Here is a 25452-nt window from a genome sequence, read left to right on the forward strand (position 1 = left end):
ACGGTTCCGTGTCTTCTATGCGCTGTGTTCGGGCGCCGCGTCAGGCGCGGCGCGCAGGCTGGCCCATCCAGTGGTGCACCAGGTCGACGGTGGCCGCGGTGGCGGCCTCGTCGCACTGCAGCACCAGCAGGTCGCCCGGCACCAGCTGGCCGAGCGCGGTCTCGATGGCATTGGCACGTGCGCCTTCGTCGATGATCTTGGTCACGCGGCGGCCTTCGTACAGCCCTTGCTTGAGCAGCGCGCGCGCCTCGGCATCGGGCAGGTCGCGCTTGACGCTGCGGTCTTCGCACAGGAAGACGCGGTCGAAATGCTGGCCCAGCACCTTGCCCTGGCGCACCAGGTCTTCATCGCGGCGCTGCACGCCGGCGCCGTAGACGACCATGCGGCGTTCGGACGGGAAGCGGTCCAGCGCGGCCGCCAGCGCTTCCAGCGCGGGCGCGTTGTGGGCGTCGTCGACGACCACGGTGGCGCCGTTGCGCTCGAACAGCGTGAAACGGCCAGGCACGTCGACCTGGCCGACGTCGAACGTCACCACGCCGGCGCGGATCAGGTCGTTGGAGATGCCCAGCGCCCAGCCCGCGGCGACGGCCGCCAGCACGTTCTCGACCTGGAACGCCACGCGGCCGGCGTAGGTCAGCGGCACCGCGGCCACGTCGACCAGCGGCGTTTCCTTGCTGCCGACGGCCAGCACGATCTTGCCTTCGCGCACATACACCGCGCGCTTGCCTGCGGCGCGATGCGACATGATCGCGGGCAGCTCGGGCGTCAGGCCGAAGAAGATCACGTCGCCGTCGCACAGCTCGGCCATCTCGACCAGCCGCTCGTCGCGCGCATTCAGCACCGCGGCGCCATCCTTGAGCACCACGTCGACCTGCGTGCGCAGCACGTTGTACATGCGGTCCTCGTCCTCGACGTAGTAGTCGCCGAGGTGGTCGGGCTGGTCGAAGTTGGTGACCACGCCGACCTGGCAGCGGTCATAGACCAGGCCTTCGGACAGGATGCTGCCGCTGTCGTTCTCGAACACGGCGGCCTCGACCGCGCGGTTCATCAGGATGCGGTGGCCGGCGTCCCAGTTGGCGCGGTCGCCGCCCTGCACCAGGCGGCGGTCCAGGAACAGGCCGTCGCTGCTGGCCAGGCCGGTTTGCTTGCCCGACAGCTGCAGCAGGCGCGCGACCAGGCGCGCCACCACGGTCTTGCCGTTGGTGCCGGTCACGCCGACCACCGGGATGCGCCCGCAGTCGTCCTGCTCGGACTCGGGGAACAGGTGGTTGACGATGGCGCGGCCAACCGGACGCGGCGTGCCTTCGGCCGGCTTGATGTGCATCAGCAGGCCCGGACCGGCGTTGACCTCGACGATGGCGCCGCGCTGTTCGGCCAGCGGGCGCGAGATGTCCTCGGCCACCAGGTCCACGCCGGCGATGTCCAGTCCGACCACACGCGCGGCCAGCGATGCATGCGCGGCCACGCTCGGGTGGACGCGGTCGGTCACGTCGAAGGCGACGTTGCCGTTGCGCTGGATCAGCACGGTGCGGCCTTCCGCCGGCACCGAGCTGCCATCCATGCCCTGGCGCTTGAGCTCCAGCCGCGCGGCGGCATCCAGGCGCACGCGGTTCAGCGGGTGATCTTCGGTGCTGCCGCGCCGCGGATCGGAATTGATCTGCAGCTCGATCAGCTCGTCGATGGTGGACTTGCCGTCGCCGACCACGCAGGCGGTCTCGCCCATCGCGGCGGCAACCATGCGGCCGCCCACCACCAGCAGGCGGTGTTCGTTGCCGGGGATGAAGCGCTCGACGATGACGCCGCTGCCTTCGCCCAGCGCCACGGCGTAGGCAGTCTCGACTTCCTCGCGGGTGACCAGGTTGGTAAAGACGCCGCGGCCGTGGTTGCCGTCGTAGGGCTTCACCACCACCGGCACGCCGATGTCTTCGGCGGCGTCCCAGGCGTCCTGCGGCGAGTCGACCATGCGGCCTTCCGGCACCGGCACGCCGCACGACTCCAGCAGGCTCTTGGTCAGGTCCTTGTCGCGCGAGATGCTTTCGCCGATGGCGCTGGTGCGGTCGGTCTCGGCCGTCCAGATGCGGCGCTGGCGCGCGCCATAGCCCAGCTGGACCAGGTTGCCGTCCGACAGGCGGATGGCGGGGATGTCCCGGTCGTCGGCGGCATCGACGATGCATGCGGTGCTGGGGCCGAGGCAGTGCTCGTCGACCAGGCGGCGCAGGTTGTCCACGGCGGCGGGGACGTCGAAGGGACGGTCCTCGATCGCGGCCATGACCAGGTCGCGCGCGCTGAACAGGGCGGCGCGGGTGACTTCTTCGTGCCAGGCACGGACGATCACCTTATACACGCCGCGCACCGGAGTCTCGCGCGCCTTGCCGAAGCCGCCGGGCATGCCCGCCAGGTTCTGCAGCTCAAGCGTCACGTGTTCCAGGATATGGCCGGGCCAGGTGCCTTCCTTCAGGCGCTGCAGGAAGCCGCCGCGCTCGCCGATGCTGCAGCGATGCTCGATCAGCGAGGGCAGCCATGCCGACAGGCGCTCGTAGAACCCCGGAATCGTGTTGGAGGGAAAGTCCTCCAGTTCCCCGATATCGACCCATGCCTCCAGCACGGGCCGATATGTCCACATATTCGGGCCGCGCAGCGACATGACATCGAAAATCTCAATGTCCTTCTTTTTCATTGAATTTGCTTGAGGCAGTGGGCGGAACGCCCGAGAAATGGAAGCCTAACCTTTCAATAACGTTACAGCTTAGTACAGGTTGACTTTCTTCGATTAAAAGTGTTTGTGCAGTGCATCAGGGCAACCCGCGGGTTCGCTGTTATTTACGTCGTTATGTATACTGCGGGCGAATTCACGGGCAGCCAGTGGGCGCCCGGCCTAAATTTGTTTCAAGTTATGTCCTTTTCCCCTGGACGCTGCATGCTGCGCCATCCATGACCCAGTCCTCCCTGCCTGCCCTCAACACCTTCCCCGCCGACGAGCCGTGGCGTGCCGAATCCGGAACGTGGCTCCGTCCCGGCGAAAACGTCCTGGCCGGACTGGTGCTGGACCTCGACGCGAGGCTGCATTTTACCCAAGGGTGGCTGGTTGTGACGGACCAGCGCATCGTTGCCCGCCCGCCAGGTGAAAAAAATGTGCGGGAATGGAACATCTCGCCCGAACTGCGCCTTTCCCATACCGATCATGCGGGGGTCGGCACCCTCGAACTGGCCGGCCCAAAGGGTCGGCTGGCCAGCTGGCGATATACGCTTGGTTACAATCCTGCCGCGCTGCGGCTGGCCGACCAGTTCGAGATGCGCCGCGATGCCACCTCCGCTACCGAAATTGGCGAGCCTGGCGAAGTCGCGTGCCCGACCTGCAAGGCGCCGCTGCCCCCGGATGAAGAGGAGTGCCCGCAGTGCAACCGCGAGCTGGAAACGCCACCGTCGACCTGGGCGCTACTGCGCCTGTGGCGCTTTGCCCGGCCCTACCGCTGGCAGCTGCTGGCCGGTTTCCTGCTGACGGTGCTGTCCACCGGCGCCACGCTGGTACCGCCGTACCTGACCATGCCGCTGATGGACAAGGTGCTGATTCCGTACCAGAACGGGGTACCGATCGATTACGACCGCGTGCGCATGTACCTGGGGGGCCTGCTTGGCGCCGCGCTGGTGGCATGGAGCCTGGGATGGGCGCGTACCTATCTGCTGGCACGCGTGTCGGAGCGCATCGGTGCGGATCTGCGCACAACGACCTACGAACATCTGCTTAAGCTGTCGCTGGAATATTTCGGTGGCAAGCGCACCGGCGACCTGATGGCGCGCATCGGCTCGGAAAGCGACCGCATCTGCGTGTTCCTGTCCCTGCACCTGCTGGACTTCGCCACCGACGTGCTGATGATCGTGATGACGGCCGTGATCCTGGTCTCGATCAACCCGTGGCTGGCACTGGTGACGCTGGTGCCGCTGCCGTTCATCGCCTGGATGATCCACCTGGTGCGTGACCGCCTGCGGCACGGCTTCGAGAAGATCGACCGTATCTGGTCGGAGATCACCAACGTGCTGGCCGACACCATCCCCGGTATCCGGGTGGTCAAGGCCTTCGCGCAGGAAAAGCGCGAAGTGACGCGCTTCCGCGAGGCCAACAAGCACAACCTGGCCATCAACGACCGCGTCAACGCGGTATGGTCGCTGTTCACGCCGACCGTGACCCTGCTGACCGAGATCGGGCTGCTGATCGTATGGGTGTTCGGCATCTGGCAGGTATCGCACAGCGCCATCACCGTGGGCGTGCTGGTTGCCTTCCTGACCTATATCAGCCGCTTCTATACGCGCCTCGATTCGATGAGCCGCATCGTTTCGGTGACGCAGAAGGCCGCGGCGGGGGCCAAGCGGATCTTCGACATCCTCGACCACGTCTCGAGCGTGCCGGAGCCGGTGCGTCCGACCAAGCTCGACAAGGTCGAAGGCGCCATCGACATGCGCGACCTGGGCTTCCGCTACGGCAACCGGGCGGTGATCCGCGGGCTGGACCTGTCGATCGCACCGGGCGAGATGATCGGGCTGGTCGGGCACAGCGGCTCGGGCAAGAGCACGCTGGTCAACCTGATCTGTCGCTTCTACGATGTTTCCGAGGGGGCGATCCGTGTCGACGGCGTCGACATCCGCTCGCTGCCGGTGTCCGAGTACCGCCGCCATATCGGCCTGGTGTTGCAGGAGCCGTTCCTGTTCTTCGGCACCATCGCCGACAACATTGCCTACGGCAAGCCGGATGCCACGCGCGAGGAGATCATCGCTGCCGCGCGCGCCGCGCATGCGCACGAGTTCATCCTGCGCCTGCCGCACGGCTACGACTCGCTGGTAGGGGAGCGCGGCCAGGCGCTGTCGGGTGGCGAACGCCAGCGCATCTCGATCGCGCGTGCGCTGCTGATCAACCCGCGCATCCTGATCATGGACGAGGCGACGTCATCGGTGGACACGCAGACCGAGAAGGAAATCCAGAAGGCGCTCGACAACCTGGTGCAAGGCCGCACCACCATCGCCATCGCGCACCGCCTGTCGACGCTGCGCAAGGCCGACCGCCTGGTGGTGATGGACCGCGGCAAGATCGTCGAAGTCGGCAGCCACGACGAACTGCTGTTGCGCGAGGGCGCTTACTTCAAGCTGTACCAGGCGCAGGCGCGTAACGTCGATACCGAGGATGACGACGAGCGCGAAGCCGTGACCGAACTGCCGGAGGTGGCCAATGCCCACTGATATGACCTGGGCGGACACCAATGCCGCAGCCAGCGCGGCCTTCACGCTGTCGCGCAATCCGTTTGGCCGCCTGACGCTGAACCATGGCGACGGCACGATCTATGAAGGGGTGGTGCCGGTGCGGGCCTTTCCGATCTCCGCGCCGCAAGGCGGCATCGGCATGATGAGCGCCGATGGGCACGAGGTGGTGTGGATTCCGCGGCTTGAGGCCCTTCCCGCCAACGAGCGCAGGATGATCGAAGAAGAACTCGCATCGCGCGAGTTCATGCCGGAGATCGAGCGCATCGTTGAGGTGTCGACCTTTGCCACGCCGAGCGTATGGACCGTGCAGACTGATCGCGGGCGTACCTCTCTCGTGCTGCGCGGGGAAGAAGCGATCCGTCGCCTGTCAGGCAACACGCTGATGGTGTCCGACAGCCACGGCATTCATTACCTGATCCGTGACCTGATGGCGCTGGACAAGCACAGCCGCAAGCTGCTGGACCGGTTCCTTTGACGGCAGGCTGGCGACGCAGCGTTTCGTTTACTGGTAGTCGAGCGTAAATATCATGGCGCTCGACACGCTGCCAGGCGATGGCGCGCCCCCCAGCGAGACATAGCGCGCACCGAAGCGGTAGGTGGAAGGCACGTTGGCGGCAACGTTGCCCATGGCATTCCGTACTTGCAGCGGCACGGGCGCGCTGCCGATGGCGTCGACGATCTGCACGCCCACGTTGCTGGCCACGCCGCCCGTGCCGGCGCCAGCGATGCCGAGGATGCCATTGGGTGCCGACTGCACCGGCGTGCTCCCCCCGCCGTCCAGTGTCAGGCCGACGATGGCAGCCCCGCTGCAGGTCAGTTGGATCGAGAAGGGTGTATTACCGGCGGCGCCTTGTGTGGCCAGCGTGCGGGCGCTGACATTGGGCAACGTCACCACGGCGGGGTAGTTGACTGTGCAGGCAATCTCACGTGGCGAGGCATTGCCCGAAAAGCCGATGTAGTTGACGTAGCCGCCACCGAGCGCGCCTGAAAGCGAGCCTTGGTACACGCCGAAGCCAAAGCGTGTCTGGGTTGGGTCAAGATCGCCGCCTGCGATTGGGCCCGTCTTGACGAACTCAACCGATACCGATACGGAATAGGTCAAGTCGTTATTCAGGCTGCCAAGGTTGGCCGTCCGCGTATCGCAGTTGATGCCTTTCGCATTGGTCATCGGCTGCCCTGCGGCGTTGCGCAAGCGGATGCCGATGCCGGCCACACCGGTCGAATAGACGCCAGGCATGACTTCACTGCCTGATCCGTAGTAGCAGGAGATGATGGGCGCGCCGGCTACCACGGCAGGCGGTTTCTCGGTACAGGCGCCGGTGAATGTGTAGTAGCGCGTCGTGCCGGGAATGGTGCTCCCCACCGGCAGGTTAACCGCTACCGCCATGTTGTTCATGGTCTGGAGGTAGGGCATGGCAGGCGTGGCAGTGCAGTCGGCATGAGCGAGGCTCGGGGCTGCCAGGCAGGCGGCGAGCATTAGCCCGCGTTTGAGCGCACGGAGCAGGCGAGCGGCGATGGGTAGGGCTATGTGCATAGGTGTCGGCAGTAGCGGAGGCCGGCTGTGACCGCGCGAAGTTCGGGTTCGCTGCAGTCGGCGCTGCCTTGCGGTTGAAGGACGAGCCAACTTTAGTCGTACCGCTCTGTGCCCATGACCGGAAAATTCCGAATGCGTTAGGAAAATTTCGGCAGTTGCGGCGCCCAGGCTGACAATGTCACCGCTGCTCAGCAGCTTGCGGACACGAAAAACGGGCCACGGCGGCCCGTTGATGCAATACCCGTGCCCTGCGCGGGCAGGACTAATGCAACATCTCCGACGAGTCGTCGTCCTCGTCCCAATCATCGTGCATCATCGGCGCATCTGGCGCCATGTCGAAGACCATGGAGTGGTAGCGTACGCTGAACCACTCCCGGAACATCTCCAGCGTCAGGGTCTCGGGCCATAGCGAATCGTCGAACCATTCGCCCAGCATGAATTCGAAGAACTCCTGCCAGCGCTTCTCGACCCAGTGGACCGCGTTGGCGTGCGTATCCGCGAGTTCTTCGGGCAGCAGGAACACGCTCTGGTCCTCGCGCACCTGCTCTAGCGTGAGACCGGCAACCGGCTGTGGATCGACCGCCTGGATCCAGTCCAGGAACGGCTGTTCCGGAACCAGCGCGACCATGGCGCGGTTGATGGTATAGCGGGGATAGTCGGACATGGGGAGAGATGTGGAGGACTTCGGCGGGGTATTGTAATCGTCCGGATGCCCGAGGAAACGCTGTGCCGCCGCCAATGCGCGGCGGTCGCCTTTCCCGGTTCGGCGAACGCTAATGGTAGTTCATCGAGAACGTTGCGACGATATTTGCGAGTCCGCTCGATGCCACCGGGCTGGTCTCGTAGTATCGCGCAGTCATGGGAATGGCTGATCGCCCGGTTGTCACCTCGGAAACCGATCATGCCGCGCCGCGTGCGCCGGAAACAAAAAACCCGTGAAGACGCTGGTCATCACGGGTTTCCCGGGCTTCGGAGATGGAGGTCTCCGAAGTGTTGACTGGTGGAGCCGGCGGGAATCGAACCCGCGTCCGCAAGCCCTCCACAGAGAGTTCTACATACTTAGTTCTGTCATTTGATTTAACCGGCGCATCGCGGACGAACACGCTCTACGACGGCGAGTCACTAAATTTTCGTCCCCGGACCCGTGACACTTCCGGAGCTTATCTGACGTAAATGACCTCGCGTGGTCTTGCGACCCTAGCCCGTCAGCGAGCCAGTGCGAGGACGGCGGCCCTTAGGCTGCCAGTGCGTAACGTTCGTCGTTAGCAGTTATTGCATTCCCATTGATTAACGAGGTGACGGGTCCTCGGTATGCCCTCCACTGCTTTGTAACCCACGTCGAAACCAGGTCGGCCCCAGTGAGAAGAAGCTGGATTGTACCCGGTTGGATGGAAAGTGTCTCGGGGAGTTCCATGGCCACCAGCTGTGCGCTGGCCGCCACGCCGCTAGCCGACCGCGACGGGGACCAGCAGCGGGATCAGCTCGGCCGGATGGCGCACCAGGTGGTCGGCGCCCCATGCCTCCGGCGGCTCGCCGTCGCCGCAGTAGCCATAGGCGGCCGTGACCGTCATCATGCCGGCGGCCTTGCCCGCCTGGATGTCGCGCAGGTCGTCGCCGACGTACACGCAGCGGCGTGGGTCGACACCGGCACTCGCGGCGGCGTGCAGCAGCGGGGCGGGGTGGGGCTTGGCGTGGGCCGTGGTGTCGCCGCTGACCACTGCGCTGGCGCGCGGCGCCAGCCCGATGGCGGCGACCAGCGGCACCGTGAAACGCGCAATCTTGTTGGTGACGATGCCCCAGGGGATGCCCGCTGCTTCGAGCGCCGACAGCACTTGCGGCATGCCGTCGAACAGGCGCGTGTGCACGGCGATGTCGGCTTCGTAATAGTCGAGAAAGATATCCCGCAACGCCGGAAAGTCGGCATCGTCGGGCACCAGCCCGAACGCCGCGCCGAGCAGGCCGCGCGCGCCATGCGAGGCGACGGGCCGAAGCTTCTCATACGCCACCGGCGGGCGGCCGCGCTCGACGACCAGCCGGTTGGCGGCGGCGGCCAGGTCGGGCGCCGTGTCCGCCAGCGTGCCGTCGAGGTCGAAGAAGACGCCTGCGATGCCCCCGCTCATGCCGACACCCGGCGGAACGCCATCATGTAATTCACATCCGTGTCGCGGCCGAGCGCATAGACCTGCGACAGCGGGTTGTAGGTCATGCCGCGCATCTCGATCAGGTCAAGCCCTGCGTTGCGGGCGAAGCGCGCCAGTTCCGACGGGGTGATGAATTTTTCATAATCGTGCGTGCCGCGCGGCAGCATGTTCAGCACGTACTCGGCGCCCACGATGGCCAGCAGGTAGGCCTTCAGGTTGCGGTTGATGGTCGAGAAGAAAACGTAGCCGCCCGGCTTTACCAGCGTCGCGCAGGCTTGCACGATCGAGGCCGGATCCGGTACGTGCTCGAGCATCTCCATGCACGTCACGACCTCCACGCTGCCCGGCTCGCGCGCCGCCAGCGCTTCCGCCGCGATTTCCTCGTAGGTGACGGCAACGCCGGACTCCAGGCTGTGCAGGTCCGCGACCTTGAGCGCCTTGCCGGAGAGATCGATGCCGCGCACGGTCGCACCGAGGCGCGCCATGCTCTCGGACAGGATGCCGCCGCCGCAGCCCACGTCGACCACGCGCTTGCCCGCCAGTCCGGCAATGCCGTCGATCCAGCCCAGGCGCAGCGGATTGAGTTCATGCAGCGGCTTGAACTCGCTCTCGGGATCCCACCAGCGGTGGGCGAGCTCGCTGAACTTGTCGATTTCCTTGGGGTCGGCGTTCCGGCGCAGCGGATCGGGATGGGTGGACAGGGTCTGGGAGGGCAACGTCATCGTATGCGGGCCGGCGGCAACTGCCCACGCCGGCGGAGGAGGTGTGTGGGCAACTGTATCAAAAAAAAAGCCCAGCTTGCGCTGGGCTTTCTTGATCGGAAAGGATCCGATTAACGTGCGCTGCGGGTGCCGACCACTTCGACTTCCACGCGGCGGTTCGGCTGCTGGCAGGCGATCTGGGCCTTGCGGTTGCCCTTGCACGACTTCGGGTCGACCTTCAGCTGGCGCTTGCCCTTGCCTTCGGTGTAGACGCGGTTGGCTTCAACGCCCTTGCTCACCAGGTAAGCCTTGACCGATTCAGCACGGCGGATCGACAGGCGATCGTTGTACTTGTCCGAGCCGAACGAGTCGGTGTGGCCAACGGCGATGATGACTTCCAGGGTGATGCCTTGCAGCTTCGAGACCAGGTCGTCCAGCTTGGCCTTGCCTTCCGGCTTCAGGACAGCCTTGTCGAAGTCGAACAGGGTGTCAGCAGCGAAAGTGACCTTCTCGCTCGACACGACCGGCGGAGCCACCGGGGCCGGTGCCGGTGCCGGTGCTGCGGGAGCCAGCGCGCCGTCGCACAGGGCATTGGCGGTGGCCGGAGTCCAGGAGCTGTCGCGCCAGCAGAGCTCGTTCGTGCCATTCTTCCACACGTACTCGCTCGTACCGTTGCCCCAGTTATCGTTCACTGCCTTCTTTTCGTAGGGGACGGACTGGGCTTGAGCGGATGCAGCCATTACTGCGGTAGCTGCAACGAGCGCGAGCTTGGCAAATTTTTTCATATTTCTCCTCTCAGGATGAGATCACCGCAGGGTTACTGCGAGCAAATGGACGAAAACAAGTCATACATTCTTCGGAGTATAACATTCTCGATGTGGTGTATGCTCCACTTCGAACAATGTCTGGCTCTTCGCTGGGGAATTGTGCCACAAGGGTCGTTTCCTAAGAAGTAAATATATTCGATTCGCCCCATGGGTTTTGGGCCTGTGGTGTTTGTGCAACATAGGTCTTGTGTCGCCCGCAAAGCCTTGTGGCATCAGGGTTTCCGGGATTCGGGCAAGGCCGCCGGCTGGCTCCGGCGAGGCTGTCCGGGGGCGGTAAGTCGGGGATGCCGGCATGTTAGAATGGCACGTTGCCCAGCCGTCAGGCGCCTGCCGGCGCCACGTGCAAAAGGGCCTGTCATTCGCTTAAACCTGCCGCATAAACCACGCCGCAATGGATCCATTCGCAAAAGAAACCCTTCCGGTCTCCCTCGAAGAGGAAATGCGCCGCTCCTATCTCGACTACGCCATGAGCGTGATCGTCGGGCGCGCGCTTCCCGATGTGCGGGACGGCCTGAAACCGGTGCACCGGCGCGTGCTGTTTGCGATGCACGAGCTCAACAACGACTGGAACCGTCCGTACAAGAAGTCGGCCCGTATTGTCGGGGATGTGATTGGTAAGTATCACCCGCACGGTGACACTGCTGTATACGACACCATTGTCCGCATGGCGCAGGACTTCTCCCTGCGCTACATGCTGGTGGACGGGCAGGGCAATTTCGGTTCGGTCGATGGCGATAACGCCGCGGCCATGCGTTATACCGAAATCCGCCTGTCGAAAATCGCCCACGAGATGCTGCATGACATCGACAAGGAAACCGTCGATTTCGACAGCAACTATGACGGCTCCGAAAAAGAGCCTTCTATTCTCCCGGCCCGTATTCCCAATCTGCTAATCAATGGTTCCTCGGGTATTGCAGTGGGTATGGCCACCAATATCCCCCCGCATAACCTGAATGAAATCGTCGACGGCTGCCTGCATCTGCTGCGCAATCCGCAGGCGACGGTGGATGAACTGATTGAATTGATTCCGGCTCCGGATTTTCCGACCGCCGGCATTATTTATGGCATCCAGGGTGTGCGCGAAGGTTATCGCACCGGCCGCGGCCGCGTGGTCATGCGCGCCAAGACGCACTTCGAGGATATCGACCGGGGCCAGCGCCAGGCGATCATCGTCGACGAGCTGCCCTACCAGGTGAACAAGCGCACCTTGCTTGAGCGCATCGCCGAGCTGGTTACGGAAAAGAAGATCGAGGGCATCTCGGATATCCGCGACGAGTCGGACAAGTCGGGCATGCGCGTGGTGATCGAGCTCAAGCGCAACGAGGTCCCCGAGGTCGTTCTTAACAACCTGTACAAGAACACCCAGCTGCAGGACACCTTCGGCATGAACATGGTGGCGCTGGTCGACCGCCAGCCGCGCCTGCTGAACCTGAAGCAGATGCTGGAGTACTTCCTCGCGCACCGCCGCGAGGTCGTGACCCGCCGCACCGTGTTCGAGCTGCGCAAGGCGCGCGAACGCGGCCATGTGCTGGAAGGCCTGGCCGTGGCGCTGGCGAATATCGACGAGTTCATCGCCATCATCAAGGCCGCGCCCACGCCGCCGATCGCCAAGCAGGAGCTGATGTCCAAGGCCTGGGATTCCGGCCTGGTGCGCGAGATGCTTGCACGTGCCGAGAGCGAGACCCCCGGGGGGCGCGCATCGTACCGGCCGGACGGCCTGCCGGCGGTGTTCGGCATGCAGGCCGACGGCCTCTACAAGCTGTCAGACGGCCAGGCGCAGGAAATCCTGCAAATGCGCCTGCAACGCCTCACCGGGCTGGAGCAGGACAAGATCGTCCAGGAATACCGCGACATCATGGCGGAAATCGCCGATCTGCTGGATATCCTGGCCCGTCCCGAGCGCATTACTGCAATCATCACCGATGAACTCACCGCTATCCGCGCCGAGTTCGGCGATGACCGCCGTTCGCAGATCGAACTGAACGCGACCGAGCTGGACACCGAGGACCTGATCACGCCGCAGGACATGGTGGTCACCCTGTCGCACAGCGGCTATATGAAGAGCCAGCCGATCTCCGAGTATCGCGCGCAGAAGCGCGGCGGGCGCGGCAAGCAGGCGACGGCAACCAAGGAAGACGACTGGATCGACACCCTGTTCGTGGCCAATACCCACGACTACATCCTGTGCTTCTCGAACCGCGGCCGGCTGTACTGGCTGAAGGTCTATGAAGTGCCGCAGGGTTCCCGCAACTCGCGCGGGCGTCCGATCGTCAACATGTTCCCGCTGTCTGACGGCGAAAAGATCAACGTGATCCTGCCGGTGCGCCAGTTCGACGCCGAGCACTTTATCTTCATGACCACCGCACGCGGCACGGTCAAGAAGACCGCGCTGACCGAGTTCTCCAACCCGCGCAAGGCCGGCATCATTGCCGTCGACCTGGACGAGGGCGACTACCTGATCGGTGCTGCCGTGACCGACGGCCAGCATGACGTGATGCTGTTCTCGGATGCCGGCAAGGCGGTGCGTTTCGACGAAAACGACGTGCGCCCCATGGGCCGCCAGGCACGAGGCGTGCGCGGCATGAACCTGGAGGACGGCCAGGCCGTGATCGCCATGCTGGTTGCGCCCGCCGAATCCGCCGAGGAAGCGGAGGCGGGCGGACGTGGCAGCGTTCTGACCGCGACCGAGAACGGTTACGGCAAGCGCACGCCGATCGCCGAGTACACTCGACACGGCCGCGGCACCAAGGGCATGATCGCGATCCAGACCAGCGAGCGCAACGGCCGCGTCGTGGCGGCGGCGCTGGTTTCGCCGGAAGACGAAATCATGCTGATCACCACCGGCGGTGTGCTGATCCGTACCCGCGTCGGTGAAATCCGTGAAATGGGCCGGGCCACGCAGGGCGTCACGCTGATCAACGTCGACGAGGGTACCAAGCTGTCCGGCCTGCAGCGCATCGTCGAGAGCGACGCCGACAATGGCGCCGGCCCGGAAGAGACGGAAGAGGCGGGCGGTAACGCCGATGCCGACGCCAATTCGTAACCAATTGGCCCCATCGCGCGTTAAAACGTAAATTGTTGCAACAACAGGACGTCAGCCGGAACTCGACTTGCGGCTGTCCGGACTAAAACGGACGTATTTACCAGGGAGTCACAATGCTCAAAACCTATCGACGTATCGCTGTTCTGGCCGCTTTCGTTCCGACCTTCATGGTGGCGCAGCATGCCCATGCACAGGACGCGGAAAAGACGGCAGCCATCAAGGAACTGCTTTCCGTCATGCAGGCTGACCAGGCCGTCAAGGGCCAGGCAGAAAACTGGCAACAAGGCGCCAAGCAGGAAGCCCCGCTGGTGCTGGAGCAGGTTCTGGTCGAGAACAAGACCCTGAGCGACAAGCAGAAGCAGGCCGCGGTTGAAAAGCTGAAGAAGAACGGCGCGGTCCAGCGCATGGTTGACGGCGCCGGCACGGCATTCAACACCGACGGTTTCCGCAAGGACGCCATCCAGGCCCACTACGACGCCTTCGGCAAGTACTACTCCACGCAGGAACTGAAGGATCTGACCACGTTCCTGAAGTCGCCGACCGGCCAGAAGTTCATGGCCAACCAGGGCAAGGCGACCCAGGAGATCTGGGGCTCGATGATGCAGAAGTACGGCCCGCAGGTCGGCAAGTCGATGCGCGACGCGGCCGAGAAGGAAATCACCGCCGCGTCGAAGTGATCTTCGCCGCAGGGGCCTGAGGCATTGCGCCGCAATGCGCCGTAATGTGTCGCTAAGGCCGCCTCGCGCGGGCCGGCGCTGCACCGGGGTCCAACCCCGGGCGCCCAACCGGGCACGGGTTTGAGGGATAATGGCTGCTTGGGTAACTCCGGCAGCCATTTTTCCTTTCCCCGTCTCATGAACGATCCCCAGAATCCCGCTCTTGCCGGCATGATGCAGCGTGCATTGGCCGAACGCGTCTACAACTTCTCCCCGGGCCCGGCCATGCTGCCGGCCGAAGTGCTGCAACAGGCTGCCGAGGAAATGCTGTCATGGCGCGGGACCGGGGTTTCGGTGATGGAGATGAGCCATCGCAGCCGCGAGTTCGAGGGCATCCACAACGAGGCCATCGCCGACCTGCGTGAGCTGCTGCATATCCCCGACAATTTCCGCGTGCTGTTCCTGCAGGGCGGGGCCATTGGCGAAAACGGCATCGTGCCGCTGAACCTGATGCGCCTGCGCAATGCCGAGCAGCCCAAGGCCGACTTCGTCGTCACCGGCACCTGGTCGATCAAGACCGAGCAGGAAGCGCGCCGCTACGGTACGGTCAATATCGCCGCGTCCAACGAGGCGGAAAAATTCCACCGCATTCCCGCTGTTGCCGACTGGAAGCTGTCGGATGACGCCGCCTACGTGCACCTGTGCACCAACGAGACCATTGTTGGCGTCGAGTTCCAGGACATTCCCGATATCGGCCAGGTCAAGGGCAAGCGCGTGGTGGTGGCCGATGCTTCCAGCCATATCCTGTCGCGCCCGATCGACTGGTCGCGCGTGCAGGTGGTCTACGGCGGCGCGCAGAAGAATATCGGCCCGGCCGGCGTCACCATCGTGATCGTGCGCGAGGACCTGCTGGGCCACGCGCATCCGCTGTGCCCGTCGGCATTCAACTGGCGCCAGGTGGCCGAGAACAATTCGATGTACAACACGCCGCCGACGTACGCCATCTACATCGCCGGACTGGTCTTCAAATGGCTCAAGCGCCAGGGCGGCGTGCCGGCGATCGAACAGCGCAATATCGCCAAGGCTACGGCGCTGTACGACTTCCTGGACCAGAGCGACTTCTACCGCAACGAGATCGCTCCGGGCTGCCGTTCGCGCATGAACGTGCCGTTTTTCCTCGGCGACGAATCGCGCAACGATGCCTTCCTGGCGCAGGCACGCGCCAATGGCCTGGTGCAACTCAAGGGACACAAGACCGTGGGCGGCATGCGCGCCAGCATCTACAACGCGATGCCGCTGGAAGGTGTGACGGCGCTGATCGATTTCATGCGCGAGTTCGAACGCACCTCGGCCTGAGGCGCGTGTCCGCGACACAGCCCACGCGCCATCGCGCGCGCGGGCTGGCGCGGACAGGTTTTTCCCCGGCCGCCGCGCCCCGGCGGCCCACCGGATTCATACAATGACAAGTCAAGACAGCACCCCTGCGCACGAGGAGACGCAGCCCAACGGCAACCACCTGAGCGAGGCCGAACGCAACCTGTCGGTCGAGCTGGCGCCGCTGCGAGAGCAGATCGACACGGTGGACCGCGAACTGCTGGCCATGCTGAACCAGCGGGCCAAGCTCGCGCTCGCGGTTGGCGAGGTCAAGAAGAAGTATGGCGCGCCCGTGTTCCGCCCGGAGCGCGAGCTGCAGGTCATCCGCAAGGTGCAGGGTGCCAATCCGGGTCCGCTGCTGGGCGAGAGCGTGGCCGCGATCTGGCGCGAGGTGATGTCCGCCTGCCGCGGGCTGGAGAAGCCGCTGGAAGTCGCTTTCCTGGGCCCGGCCGGCACGTTCTCGGAGCAGGCGCTGTATGCGCACTTCGGCCATGAGGTGAGCGGCGTGCCTTGCCCCAGCATCGACGAAGTGTTCCGCGCGGTGGAGGCAGGCACTGTCGAATACGGCGTGGTGCCGGTGGAAAACTCGACCGAGGGCGCGGTGTCGCGCACGCTCGACCTGTTCCTGCAGACGTCGCTGAAGATCAGCGGCGAGATCGCGCTGAAGGTGCATCACAACCTGATGGCGTCGACGCCCGACATGAAGGGCGTGACCGTGGTGCGCGCGCACGCGCAGGCGCTGGCGCAGTGCCAGCACTGGCTGACGGCCAACTATCCGCACCTGGAGCGCCAGGCGGTGTCGAGCAATGCCGAAGCCGCGCGCATGGCCAGCGAGGACCCCACCGTCGCGGCGATCGCCGGCGAATCGGCTGCGAACCGCTACCACCTGCACCTGGTGCGCACGCATATCCAGGACGATCCGCACAACCGCACGCGTTTCGCCGTGATCGGCCGCTACGAGACCGAGCCGTCGGGCAGCGACCAGACCTCGATGATCCTGTCGGTGCCGAACAAGGCCGGCGCGGTGTACCAGCTGCTGGCGCCGCTGGCCGAGAACGGCGTGTCGATGTGCCGCTTCGAATCGCGTCCGGCGCGCAGCGGTGCGTGGGAGTATTACTTCTACGTCGACGTCGAAGGGCACCAGCATGAGCCGGCGGTGGCACGCGCCATCGACGAACTGCGCCGCAACGCGGCCTATCTGAAGGTGCTGGGCTCGTATCCGTCGAGCAAGTAAGGTGAATAACCAAGGCCAGCGCAACCGGAGCAAGGAGACAAGATGGCAGAACAGGGTAAGCATGGCGGCACGGTGTTCGGACCGGACTATGTGCGGGCGATCTCGCCGTACGTGGCCGGCAAGCCGATTTCCGAAGTCGCGCGCGAGTTCGGCCTGGACGAGGCCGGCATCGTCAAGCTCGCCTCCAATGAGAATCCGCTGGGCATGCCGGCGTCGGCGCAGCGCGCCGTGGCTGCCGCCGTCGCCGACCTGGGGCGGTACCCTGATTCAAACTGCTTTGCGCTGAAGGCCGCTTTGTCGGCGCGTTTCGGCGTGCCGGAGGACTGGCTCACGCTCGGCAACGGCAGCAACGACATCCTTGAGCTGGCCGCACATGCGCTGGTCGAGCCCGGCCAGTCGATCGTCTATGCCGAGTACTCGTTCGCGGTCTATGCGCTGGCGACACAGGAGATCGGCGCCCGGGCCATCGAAGTGCCGGCGCGCGATTACGGCCACGATCTCGATGCCATGGGCGCGGCGATCGCGCCGGATACGCGGCTGGTCTTTATCGCCAACCCCAACAATCCCACCGGCACCTTCCTGCCGGCTGCGCAGATCGAGGCCTTCCTGCGGTCGGTGCCGCCGAACGTGGTGGTGGTGCTGGACGAGGCCTACAACGAATTCCTGGATGCCGACCAGCAATACGATTCGATCGAGTGGGTGCGCCGCTATCCCAACCTGATGGTGTCGCGCACCTTCTCCAAGGCGTATGGCCTGGCGGGGCTGCGCATCGGCTATGCAGTGGCACAGCCGGCGCTGACCGATCTGCTTAACCGCATCCGCCAGCCGTTCAATGTCAACAGCGTGGCGCAGGCCGCGGCGATCGCGGCGCTGGGCGATGCCGAGTTCCTGCGCCGTAGCGCGGAGCTGAACCGTGCGGGCAAGGCGCAGCTGATCGAGGCTTGCGATCGTCTCGGGCTCGAATACGTGCCGTCGTCGGGCAACTTCGTGCTGGTCCGCGTCGGCGACGACGACGGTGCCGGTGCACGTGTCAACCTGGCCTTGCTCAAGCAGGGCGTGATCGTGCGCCCGGTGGGCAACTACAACCTGCCGCGCTGGCTGCGCGTGACCATCGGCCTGCCCGAGGAAAACGCGGCCTTCATTGCGGCACTGGAGCGGGCGCTGGCGTAAGCCCCGCTACAATCGCGGCGATTCGCGCCGGGCCGCTGTGCCCGGCGCCGTGCCTTTTTGCTATCGCTCGGCCCGGCCGAGCCACTGCCCGTCGGGCCTGAAATCGTGAGTGCTTTGCATTTTTCCCGTGTTGTCATTGTCGGCGTCGGCCTGATCGGCGGCTCGCTCGCGCTGGCGCTCAAGCGTGCCGGCGTGGCGGGCACGGTGGTCGGCGTGGGCCGCTCGCCCGCGTCGCTGCAGAAGGCGCTGGACCTTGGCGTGATCGACGAGGCGGCGACGCTCGCCGATGCCGCGCGCGGCGCCAGCGTAATCGTGCTGTGCGCGCCGGTGGCGCAGAACTTTGCGCTGCTGCATGCGCTGGAGCCGCACCTGCAGCCCGGCACCATCGTCACCGATGCGGGCAGCACCAAGTCCGACGTGATCATGGCGGCCAAGACCGCGCTGGGCGACAAGGTCGCGCAGTTCGTGCCGGCGCATCCGATCGCCGGGCGCGAGCTCAACGGCGTGGAAGCCGCGCTCGCCGACCTGTATGTCGGCAAGAAAACCGTGCTGTGCCCGTTGCAGGAGAATTCGCGCGCCGATGTCGCGGCGGTCCGCGCAATGTGGGAGCAAGCCGGCGCGCAATGCCACGTGATGTCGGCGGTGCAGCACGACGCGGTGTTCGCGTCGGTCAGCCACCTGCCGCACGTGCTGTCGTACGCGCTGGTGGCGCAAGTGGCCAATGCCGAAGACGCTGCGCTGAAGCTGGATTTTGCCGGTGGCGGGTTCCGCGATTTCACGCGCATCGCGGCCTCGTCGCCGGAAATGTGGCGCGACATCTGCGTAGCCAACCGCGAGGCGCTGCTGCGTGAACTGGGCACCTACCAGTCGGTGCTTGCGCACCTGAAGACGCAGATCGAGAAGGGCGACGGCGACGCGCTTGAACGCATCTTCACGCGCGCCAGCAAGACCCGGCTGGCCTGGGGCGCCGAACGCGCCGCGGGCAACAACCATATCGAACCGTAATACGAACCCCGAGGCGCCCCGGCGCCTACCGAGACCATGGAACACCTGACGCTTGGCCCCCTGACTCGCGCCACCGGCACCGTGCGGCTGCCGGGCTCGAAGAGCATCTCCAACCGCGTGCTGCTGCTGGCCGCGCTGGCCACCGGCGAAACCCGCGTGCGCGACCTGCTCGATTCCGACGACACCCGCGTGATGCTGCAGGCGCTGCGCACGCTGGGCGTGGCGTGGCGGCAGGACGGCGCCGATTACATCGTGGCCGGCGCCGGCGGCAATTTCCCGAACAAGTCGGCCGAGCTGTTCATGGGCAACGCCGGCACGGCGATCCGCCCGCTGACGGCCGCGCTGGCGCTGCAGGGCGGCAGCTACAAGCTATCGGGCGTGCCGCGCATGCACGAGCGGCCGATCGGCGACCTGGTCGACGGCCTGCGCCAGGTCGGCGCGGTGATCGACTACCTTGGCAATGAAGGTTTCCCGCCGCTGCATATCCAGCCCGCCGGCATCCGCATCGACGCGCCGATCCGCGTGCGCGGCGATGTGTCGAGCCAGTTCCTGACCGCGCTGCTGATGAGCCTGCCGATGGCGCAGAGCGACAGCGGACGGATCGAGATCGAGGTGGTGGGCGAGCTGATTTCCAAGCCCTATATCGAGATCACGCTGAACCTGCTGGCGCGTTTCGGCATCCAGGTCGAGCGGCAGGGCTGGGAACGCTTCGTGCTGCCGGCCGGCGCGGCCTACCAGTCACCCGGCGAGATCTATGTGGAGGGCGATGCGTCCTCGGCATCGTATTTCCTGGCGGCCGGGGCGATCGGCGGCGGGCCGGTGCGGGTCGAGGGCGTGGGCATGACCAGCATCCAGGGCGACGTGCGTTTTGCCGATGCGCTCAACCGCATGGGCGCCAACATCATGGCGGGCGACAACTGGATCGAAGTGCGCGGTACGGAACGCGACGATGGCCGGCTGCACGGCATCGAGCTCGACTGCAACCACATCCCCGACGCGGCCATGACGCTGGCGGTGGCGGCGCTGTTTGCCGAAGGCACCACGACCCTGACCAATATCGCCAGTTGGCGCGTCAAGGAAACCGACCGGATCGCCGCGATGGCAACGGAACTGCGCAAGCTGGGCGCAGTCGTGGAAGAAGGGGCGGACTATCTGCGTGTGACGCCGCCGCCCGCCTGGCAGACCCCGGCGGACGGCATTGGCACCTATGATGACCATCGCATGGCGATGTGTTTCTCGCTGGCCGCATTCGGGCCGCTGCCGGTGCGGATCAACGACCCGGGTTGCGTGGCGAAGACGTTCCCGGACTACTTCAGCGTATTTGCCGGCGTTACGCGCTGACCAGGTCGCCGGTCGTGGCGCGGGTCCTGGTTGCTTCGCCGCTGGCAGGAGCCTGGCGGCGCTCGCGCCGTTCCCAGTAGCGATCGAAGAAGTAGTGCGCCACGGTATTGACGGCCGGTTCGATGAACGTGATGGCACCGCTGATGGCAAGGCTGCCGGTCAGCGCATACGTCACGCTGAAAGCGATGCCGAGGTGCATGATGCCGAACGTCAGGGTTTTTGCCATGGTAGATTGCCTCGCAACTGAAAACTGGAGGGTGCTGGCCGCGATTGCGGCGAAGCGCCATGAATCAAATGATAATGATTCTCAGTTGGTTTAACAATAAATCGTTTCTTTGAGTTTCATAACCAATGACTATTGTCAGCGTCATCACCATTGACGGGCCGACCGCCTCGGGCAAGGGAACGGTCGCACACAAGGTCGCCGACGCGGTGGGATTCCATCTGCTCGACAGCGGGGCCCTGTACCGGCTGGTGGCGTTGGCCAGCGATCGCGCCGGCGTTGACCTGGCCGACGTGGACACCCTGGCAAAGGTCGCCTCGCGCCTTGAAGTGAAGTTCGGCCCGGACCGGGTCTGGCTGCAGGGAGAGGAAGTCAGCCTGGCGATCCGTGCGGAGGCCATCGGCAACCGCGCCTCGGCCATCGCCGTGCACCAGCCGGTGCGCGACGCGCTGACCCAGCTGCAGCGCGACTTCCGCAAGCTGCCAGGCCTGGTCGCCGACGGCCGGGACATGGGCACCGTGATCTTTCCGGACGCCCAGTTGAAAGTGTTCCTCACGGCAAGTGTTGAAGCGCGTGCTCGCAGGCGCTATAAACAATTGATTGATAAGGGAATTTCTGCTAATATCGAAGACCTTTTGCGTGACCTCGAGGCGCGCGACGCGCGGGATCGCAACCGCGCCGCCGCACCGCTGCGTCCCGCCGAGGATGCAAAGCTGCTGGATACCTCCGACATGACGGTGGATCAGGCAGTGGCGCAGGTGCTGGAGTGGTTTGCCGCTGTGCGGTCCGGTGCATGAATGCATCGGACGCATGACAAGCGAACGGACCTCGCCCGCACCAGATGGGGCCAGCCCGGACATGCCTGATCGGCCCGACGCTGGCTTGTGTAAAACCTGACCCCGCTGCACTGGCAGACTGAGCGCGATAGTCGCGCCGGCCAGCGTACTGCGGATTTCACCTTACGTTTATGTCCGACCTGCAAACTAACGAATCCTTTGCCGCACTGTTCGAGGAATCGATCGCCCGCTCCAATATGAAGGCTGGCGAAGTGATCTCCGCTGAAGTCGTGCGCATCGACCACAACTTCGTGGTCGTCAATGCCGGCCTCAAGTCCGAGGCATTTGTGCCGGTGGAGGAGTTCCTGAACGACCAGGGCGAACTCGAAGTGCAGGCCGGCGACTACGTCTCCGTGGCCATCGACGCACTCGAGAACGGCTATGGCGACACCATCCTGTCCCGCGACAAGGCCAAGCGTCTGGCATCGTGGCTGAACCTCGAGAAGGCGCTGGAAGACGGCGAGATCATCTCGGGTACCGTGACCGGCAAGGTCAAGGGCGGCCTGACGGTCATGGTCAACGGCATCCGCGCGTTCCTGCCGGGCTCGCTGGTTGACGTGCGTCCGATCAAGGACACCACCCCGTACGAAGGCAAGACCCTGGAATTCAAGGTCATCAAGCTGGACCGCAAGCGCAACAACGTGGTGCTGTCGCGCCGCGCCGTGGTCGAAGCGACCCTGGGCGAAGAGCGCCAGAAGCTGATGGAAACCCTGAAGGAAGGCGCCATCGTCAACGGTATCGTCAAGAACATCACCGACTACGGTGCGTTCGTTGACCTGGGCGGCATCGACGGCCTGCTGCACATCACCGACCTGGCCTGGCGCCGTGTCCGCCACCCGAGCGAAGTGCTGTCGGTTGGCCAGGAAATCACCGCCAAGATCCTCAAGTTCGACCAGGAAAAGAACCGCGTCTCGCTGGGCGTGAAGCAGCTGGGCGAAGATCCGTGGGTCGGCATCTCGCGCCGCTACCCGCAAGGCACCCGCCTGTTCGGCAAGGTGACCAACCTGACCGACTACGGCGCGTTCGTCGAGATCGAAGCCGGCATCGAAGGCCTGGTGCACGTGTCGGAAATGGACTGGACCAACAAGAACGTGGCTCCGTCGAAGGTTGTCCAGCTGGGCGACGAAGTGGAAGTCATGGTCCTGGATATCGACGAAGACAAGCGTCGTATCAGCCTGGGCATGAAGCAGTGCAAGGCCAACCCGTGGGACGATTTCTCGCGCAACCACAAGAAGGGCGACAAGCTGAGCGGCCAGATCAAGTCGATCACCGACTTCGGCGTGTTCATCGGCCTGCCTGGTGGCATCGATGGCCTGGTGCACCTGTCCGACCTGTCCTGGCAAGAGTCCGGCGAAGACGCCGTGCGCAAGTACAAGAAGGGCGACGAAGTCGAAGCCGTGGTTCTGGGCATCGACGTCGACAAGGAGCGCATCTCGCTGGGCATCAAGCAGCTGTCGGGCGATCCGTTCAACAACTTCATCTCGGCCAACGACAAGGGCTCGATCGTTACCGGCACCATCAAGGCCGTTGACGCCAAGGGCGCCGTGGTCCAGCTGGCTGACGACGTGGAAGGCTACCTGCGTGCTTCGGAAATCTCCGCTGACCGTGTGGAAGACGCCCGCAACGTGCTGAAGGAAGGCGAGCAGATCACCGCCCTGGTGGTGAACGTCGACCGCAAGTCGCGCAATATCAACCTGTCGATCAAGGCCAAGGACAGCGCAGAGCAGCAAGAAGCGATGCAGAAGTTCCAGGCTGACACCGGCACGGCTGGCACGACCAACCTCGGCGCCCTGCTGAAGGCCAAGCTCGGCCAGGACAACCAGTAATCGCAGGCCCCCGCGCTTGCGCGTATGCCCATGACCAAGTCGGAGCTCGTCGAAAAACTGGCTGCCCGCTTCCCGCAGCTGCTGCTGCGGGATGCGGACATCTCGGTCAAAACGATACTCGACGCGATGTCCGAGGCGCTGGCCGATGGCCATCGCATCGAGATCCGCGGATTCGGCAGTTTTGGTCTGAACAAGCGTCCGCCTCGCGTGGGGCGCAATCCCAAGTCCGGCGAACGGGTGCTGGTACCTGAAAAACGGGTGCCGCACTTCAAGGCGGGTAAGGAGTTGCGCGAACGGGTTGACCGCAGCCAGCCGGCGCCTGCGGGCGTCAATGGCAACGGCCATTCCGTCGGTACGGCCCAGGCCGTGCCGGGCAAGGCAAGCACTGGCGCCGCTGCAGCGGCGCTGCACGAGGGCGGACTGAACCTGGTCCGGCCCTGAGCATCGGCTGCCTGCCCAGTTGTCTGGCAAGTCAAAAAAAGCGCCCCAAAGGGCGCTTTTTTTATTCTGCAGCGCTATGCTTGCTGCTCGCGCCCGATGAGGCATCGCCGCGCAATACGTGTCAGCGCCCGCAGAGCCACGCGCGTTAGCCTCCCGTAACCGCCGCGTTACCGAATCGAGGAAGTGATTCCGCTACAATGCCGGGGTCATTGCCGGCCCGCGCGCAAGCGCCGGCGCCGCTTAAACGTCACGCTGCCCGTCACGCTGCCAAGCTGCCTACCTGCATGAAACTGTTCGCCTGGATCGTCCGTATCGTCGTATTCGTGCTGCTGTTCGTGCTGGCGCTGCGCAATACCGCCGACGCTTCGCTGCAGCTGTTCTTCAACGCCGTCTGGCACGCCCCGCTGATCCTGATCCTGTTCGCCGCCTTCGTGCTTGGCGCGGTCGCGGCGCTGGCCTCGGTGGCGCCCGGCCTGATGCGCCAGCGCATGGAGGTCGCCAAGCTGCGCCGCGCGCTGACGCAGGTGCAGGCGGCCGCCGCTTCAGCATCGCCGCAGCCGGCCGCTGCAAGCACGGCCACGCCGCGCGACGCCAAGCCGGTCCCTTACAACGTAGTCGGCCCGAAAGTCTGATCCATGATGTTTGAAACCTGGTGGTTGCTGGCGCTGCCACTTGTCTTTGGCCTCGGCTGGATGGCGGCGCGCTTCGACGTGCGGCAGCTTATCAGCGAGCAGGGCGCGCTGCCGCGTTCGTATTTCAAGGGCCTCAACTTCCTGCTCAACGAGCAACCCGACAAGGCCATCGACGCCTTTATCGAGGTGGCCCGCCTTGATCCCGAGACCACCGAACTTCACTTTGCCCTTGGCGCGCTGTTCCGCCGCCGCGGCGAAACCGAGCGCGCCATCCGCGTGCACCAGAACCTGGCAACCCGTCCCGACCTGCCCGAGCCGGAGCGCGAACATGCGCTCTACGAACTGGGCCAAGACTTCCTGCGCGCCGGCCTGCTGGACCGCGCCGAAGAGTCGCTGCGCCGGCTGATGTCCGGCCCGTACGCAGCCTCGGCCAAGCGCGTGCTGCTCGAGCTGTACGAGGTCGAGAAAGAGTGGCAGAAGGCCATCGACGCCGCGCGCGAACTGCAGACGCTGGAGCAGAAGAGCTACAGCCTGCAGATCGCCCAGTTCTGCTGCGAACTGGCGCAGGATGCGCTGCAGCGCAAGCGTCCCGAAGATGCGGTGAAGTGGCTGAACCAGGCCATCGAAGAAAATCCGGCCAATGTGCGCGCGCCCATCCTGCTGGGCGACGTGGCGGCCGCCGCTGGCGACGCCCGTGCCGCGCTCGGCCACTGGCTGGGCATCGAACGACAGGACGCCTCTTATCTGCCGCTGGTCGCCGACCGCGTAGTCAAGGCCTACGCCAGCCTGCAGCAGGAAGGTACGGCGCTGGAGTGGCTGCACGGCCTGCTCAAGGGCAAGCTCGCGCCGGAACTGCTCGACACCGCCTACAAGGCCGAGCTCGAAACGAACGGCCCCGAGGCCGCGGCGCGCCTGATGCGCGAGCAATTGCGGCGCCAGCCCACGCTGCTGGCGCTGACAAAGTACTTTGAGGCGCAGGCCGCCGTCACCTCGGCCGAAGTGCCGGCAGGTGCCGATGCCCCCGCCGAGGACGGCGCCAGCGAGCGCGATCAGGAAACCGGCGCGATCCGCGACCTGCTGCAGGCGCGCACGCGCAACCTGGCGCGCTACACCTGCCGCGAATGCGGTTTCCGCGCCCGCCTGTTCTACTGGCAATGCCCGGGTTGCAACCGCTGGGAAACCTACGCCCCGCGGCGTTCCGAGACGCTCGGCTGAGCC

Annotated in this window: 21 protein-coding genes and 1 other RNA gene; 14 read left to right on the forward strand and 8 right to left on the reverse strand. The window is 65.0% G+C overall.

Translation table 11 applies throughout. The features are described from left to right. Positions 1–40: 40 nt before the first annotated feature. A complete protein-coding gene (gene cphA / locus AC5WJ1_RS03660) occupies positions 41–2677 on the reverse strand; it encodes a cyanophycin synthetase (RefSeq protein ID WP_195428283.1) in 2637 nt (878 codons plus the stop codon). A gap of 254 nt (positions 2678–2931) precedes the next feature. On the opposite strand from cphA, the gene AC5WJ1_RS03665 reads away from it, so the two are divergent. Next, on the forward strand, positions 2932–5229 hold the full coding sequence (locus tag AC5WJ1_RS03665) for a cyanophycin metabolism-associated ABC transporter (protein WP_135704772.1): 2298 nt from the start codon (positions 2932–2934) through the stop codon (positions 5227–5229). After that, positions 5219–5725, forward strand: coding sequence for a cyanophycin metabolism-associated DUF1854 family protein (locus AC5WJ1_RS03670; RefSeq protein WP_255519763.1), 507 nt, complete (start codon positions 5219–5221; stop codon positions 5723–5725). The genes AC5WJ1_RS03665 and AC5WJ1_RS03670 overlap by 11 nt, the downstream gene beginning before the upstream one ends. 27 nt (positions 5726–5752) lie before the next feature. On the opposite strand, the gene AC5WJ1_RS03675 is transcribed toward AC5WJ1_RS03670, so the two are convergent. The 6 genes from AC5WJ1_RS03675 to ompA form a co-directional block, all read right to left on the reverse strand. After that, positions 5753–6664, reverse strand: coding sequence for a fimbrial protein (locus AC5WJ1_RS03675; RefSeq protein ID WP_240745931.1), 912 nt, complete (start codon positions 6662–6664; stop codon positions 5753–5755). Positions 6665–7046: 382 nt separating this feature from the next. After that, on the reverse strand, positions 7047–7448 hold the full coding sequence (locus AC5WJ1_RS03680; RefSeq protein ID WP_133094000.1) for a hypothetical protein: 402 nt from the start codon (positions 7446–7448) through the stop codon (positions 7047–7049). Positions 7449–7782: 334 nt separating this feature from the next. Continuing rightward, positions 7783–8141, reverse strand: a transfer-messenger RNA (tmRNA) gene (gene ssrA, locus AC5WJ1_RS03685). A gap of 88 nt (positions 8142–8229) precedes the next feature. Continuing rightward, positions 8230–8904: a phosphoglycolate phosphatase gene (gene gph, locus AC5WJ1_RS03690; protein WP_133094001.1), complete on the reverse strand. Its 675-nt coding sequence runs from the start codon at positions 8902–8904 to the stop codon at positions 8230–8232. Beyond that, positions 8901–9647: a bifunctional 2-polyprenyl-6-hydroxyphenol methylase/3-demethylubiquinol 3-O-methyltransferase UbiG gene (gene ubiG, locus AC5WJ1_RS03695; protein WP_133094002.1), complete on the reverse strand. Its 747-nt coding sequence runs from the start codon at positions 9645–9647 to the stop codon at positions 8901–8903. Before ubiG ends, gph begins: the two co-directional genes overlap by 4 nt. Positions 9648–9757: 110 nt before the next feature. After that, positions 9758–10411, reverse strand: coding sequence for an outer membrane protein OmpA (gene ompA, locus AC5WJ1_RS03700; protein ID WP_029045719.1), 654 nt, complete (start codon positions 10409–10411; stop codon positions 9758–9760). Between the two features lie 433 nt (positions 10412–10844). Between ompA and gyrA the strand changes: the two genes are divergently transcribed. The 7 genes from gyrA to aroA all read left to right on the forward strand — a co-directional run bounded on the left by gyrA (position 10845) and on the right by aroA (position 20276). Further along, positions 10845–13496, forward strand: a complete 2652-nt coding sequence (gyrA, locus tag AC5WJ1_RS03705) for a DNA gyrase subunit A (RefSeq protein ID WP_133094003.1) — start codon at positions 10845–10847, stop codon at positions 13494–13496. Between the two features lie 113 nt (positions 13497–13609). Beyond that, a complete protein-coding gene (locus tag AC5WJ1_RS03710; protein ID WP_029045717.1) occupies positions 13610–14173 on the forward strand; it encodes a DUF2059 domain-containing protein in 564 nt (187 codons plus the stop codon). Positions 14174–14350: 177 nt separating this feature from the next. Beyond that, positions 14351–15508: a 3-phosphoserine/phosphohydroxythreonine transaminase gene (serC, locus tag AC5WJ1_RS03715; protein WP_133094004.1), complete on the forward strand. Its 1158-nt coding sequence runs from the start codon at positions 14351–14353 to the stop codon at positions 15506–15508. A 103-nt stretch (positions 15509–15611) separates the two neighbouring features. Beyond that, positions 15612–16760 (forward strand): prephenate dehydratase, encoded by a 1149-nt coding sequence (pheA, locus tag AC5WJ1_RS03720; RefSeq protein ID WP_133094005.1) that lies wholly within the window; start codon positions 15612–15614, stop codon positions 16758–16760. Between the two features lie 42 nt (positions 16761–16802). Continuing rightward, a complete protein-coding gene (hisC, locus tag AC5WJ1_RS03725; RefSeq protein WP_195428281.1) occupies positions 16803–17930 on the forward strand; it encodes a histidinol-phosphate transaminase in 1128 nt (375 codons plus the stop codon). Positions 17931–18035: 105 nt separating this feature from the next. Next, positions 18036–18935, forward strand: a complete 900-nt coding sequence (locus tag AC5WJ1_RS03730; protein ID WP_133094007.1) for a prephenate dehydrogenase — start codon at positions 18036–18038, stop codon at positions 18933–18935. 36 nt (positions 18936–18971) lie between these two features. After that, positions 18972–20276 carry a 3-phosphoshikimate 1-carboxyvinyltransferase gene (gene aroA, locus AC5WJ1_RS03735; RefSeq protein WP_133094008.1) on the forward strand — a complete coding sequence of 435 codons (1305 nt, stop codon included), beginning with the start codon at positions 18972–18974 and terminating at the stop codon, positions 20274–20276. Here aroA and AC5WJ1_RS03740 read toward each other — a convergent pair. Further along, a complete protein-coding gene (locus tag AC5WJ1_RS03740; RefSeq protein ID WP_133094009.1) occupies positions 20266–20502 on the reverse strand; it encodes a DUF2061 domain-containing protein in 237 nt (78 codons plus the stop codon). The genes aroA and AC5WJ1_RS03740 overlap by 11 nt on opposite strands. Before the next feature lie 125 nt (positions 20503–20627). On the opposite strand from AC5WJ1_RS03740, the gene cmk reads away from it, so the two are divergent. The 5 genes from cmk to lapB all read left to right on the forward strand — a co-directional run bounded on the left by cmk (position 20628) and on the right by lapB (position 25449). Further along, complete coding sequence (gene cmk, locus AC5WJ1_RS03745; protein ID WP_135704780.1) at positions 20628–21296, forward strand: (d)CMP kinase; 669 nt, start codon at positions 20628–20630, stop codon at positions 21294–21296. Positions 21297–21466: 170 nt separating this feature from the next. Beyond that, positions 21467–23161: a 30S ribosomal protein S1 gene (gene rpsA, locus AC5WJ1_RS03750; RefSeq protein ID WP_133094010.1), complete on the forward strand. Its 1695-nt coding sequence runs from the start codon at positions 21467–21469 to the stop codon at positions 23159–23161. A 30-nt stretch (positions 23162–23191) separates the two neighbouring features. Continuing rightward, positions 23192–23602: an integration host factor subunit beta gene (locus AC5WJ1_RS03755; protein WP_133094011.1), complete on the forward strand. Its 411-nt coding sequence runs from the start codon at positions 23192–23194 to the stop codon at positions 23600–23602. Between the two features lie 284 nt (positions 23603–23886). Further along, entirely contained in the window at positions 23887–24234 is a 348-nt protein-coding gene (locus AC5WJ1_RS03760; protein WP_133094012.1) for a LapA family protein, read from the forward strand. 3 nt (positions 24235–24237) lie between these two features. After that, a complete protein-coding gene (gene lapB, locus AC5WJ1_RS03765) occupies positions 24238–25449 on the forward strand; it encodes a lipopolysaccharide assembly protein LapB (protein ID WP_133094013.1) in 1212 nt (403 codons plus the stop codon). Positions 25450–25452 lie beyond the last annotated feature (3 nt).

It is taken from the genome of Cupriavidus sp. MEYA8 (assembly GCF_059278825.1).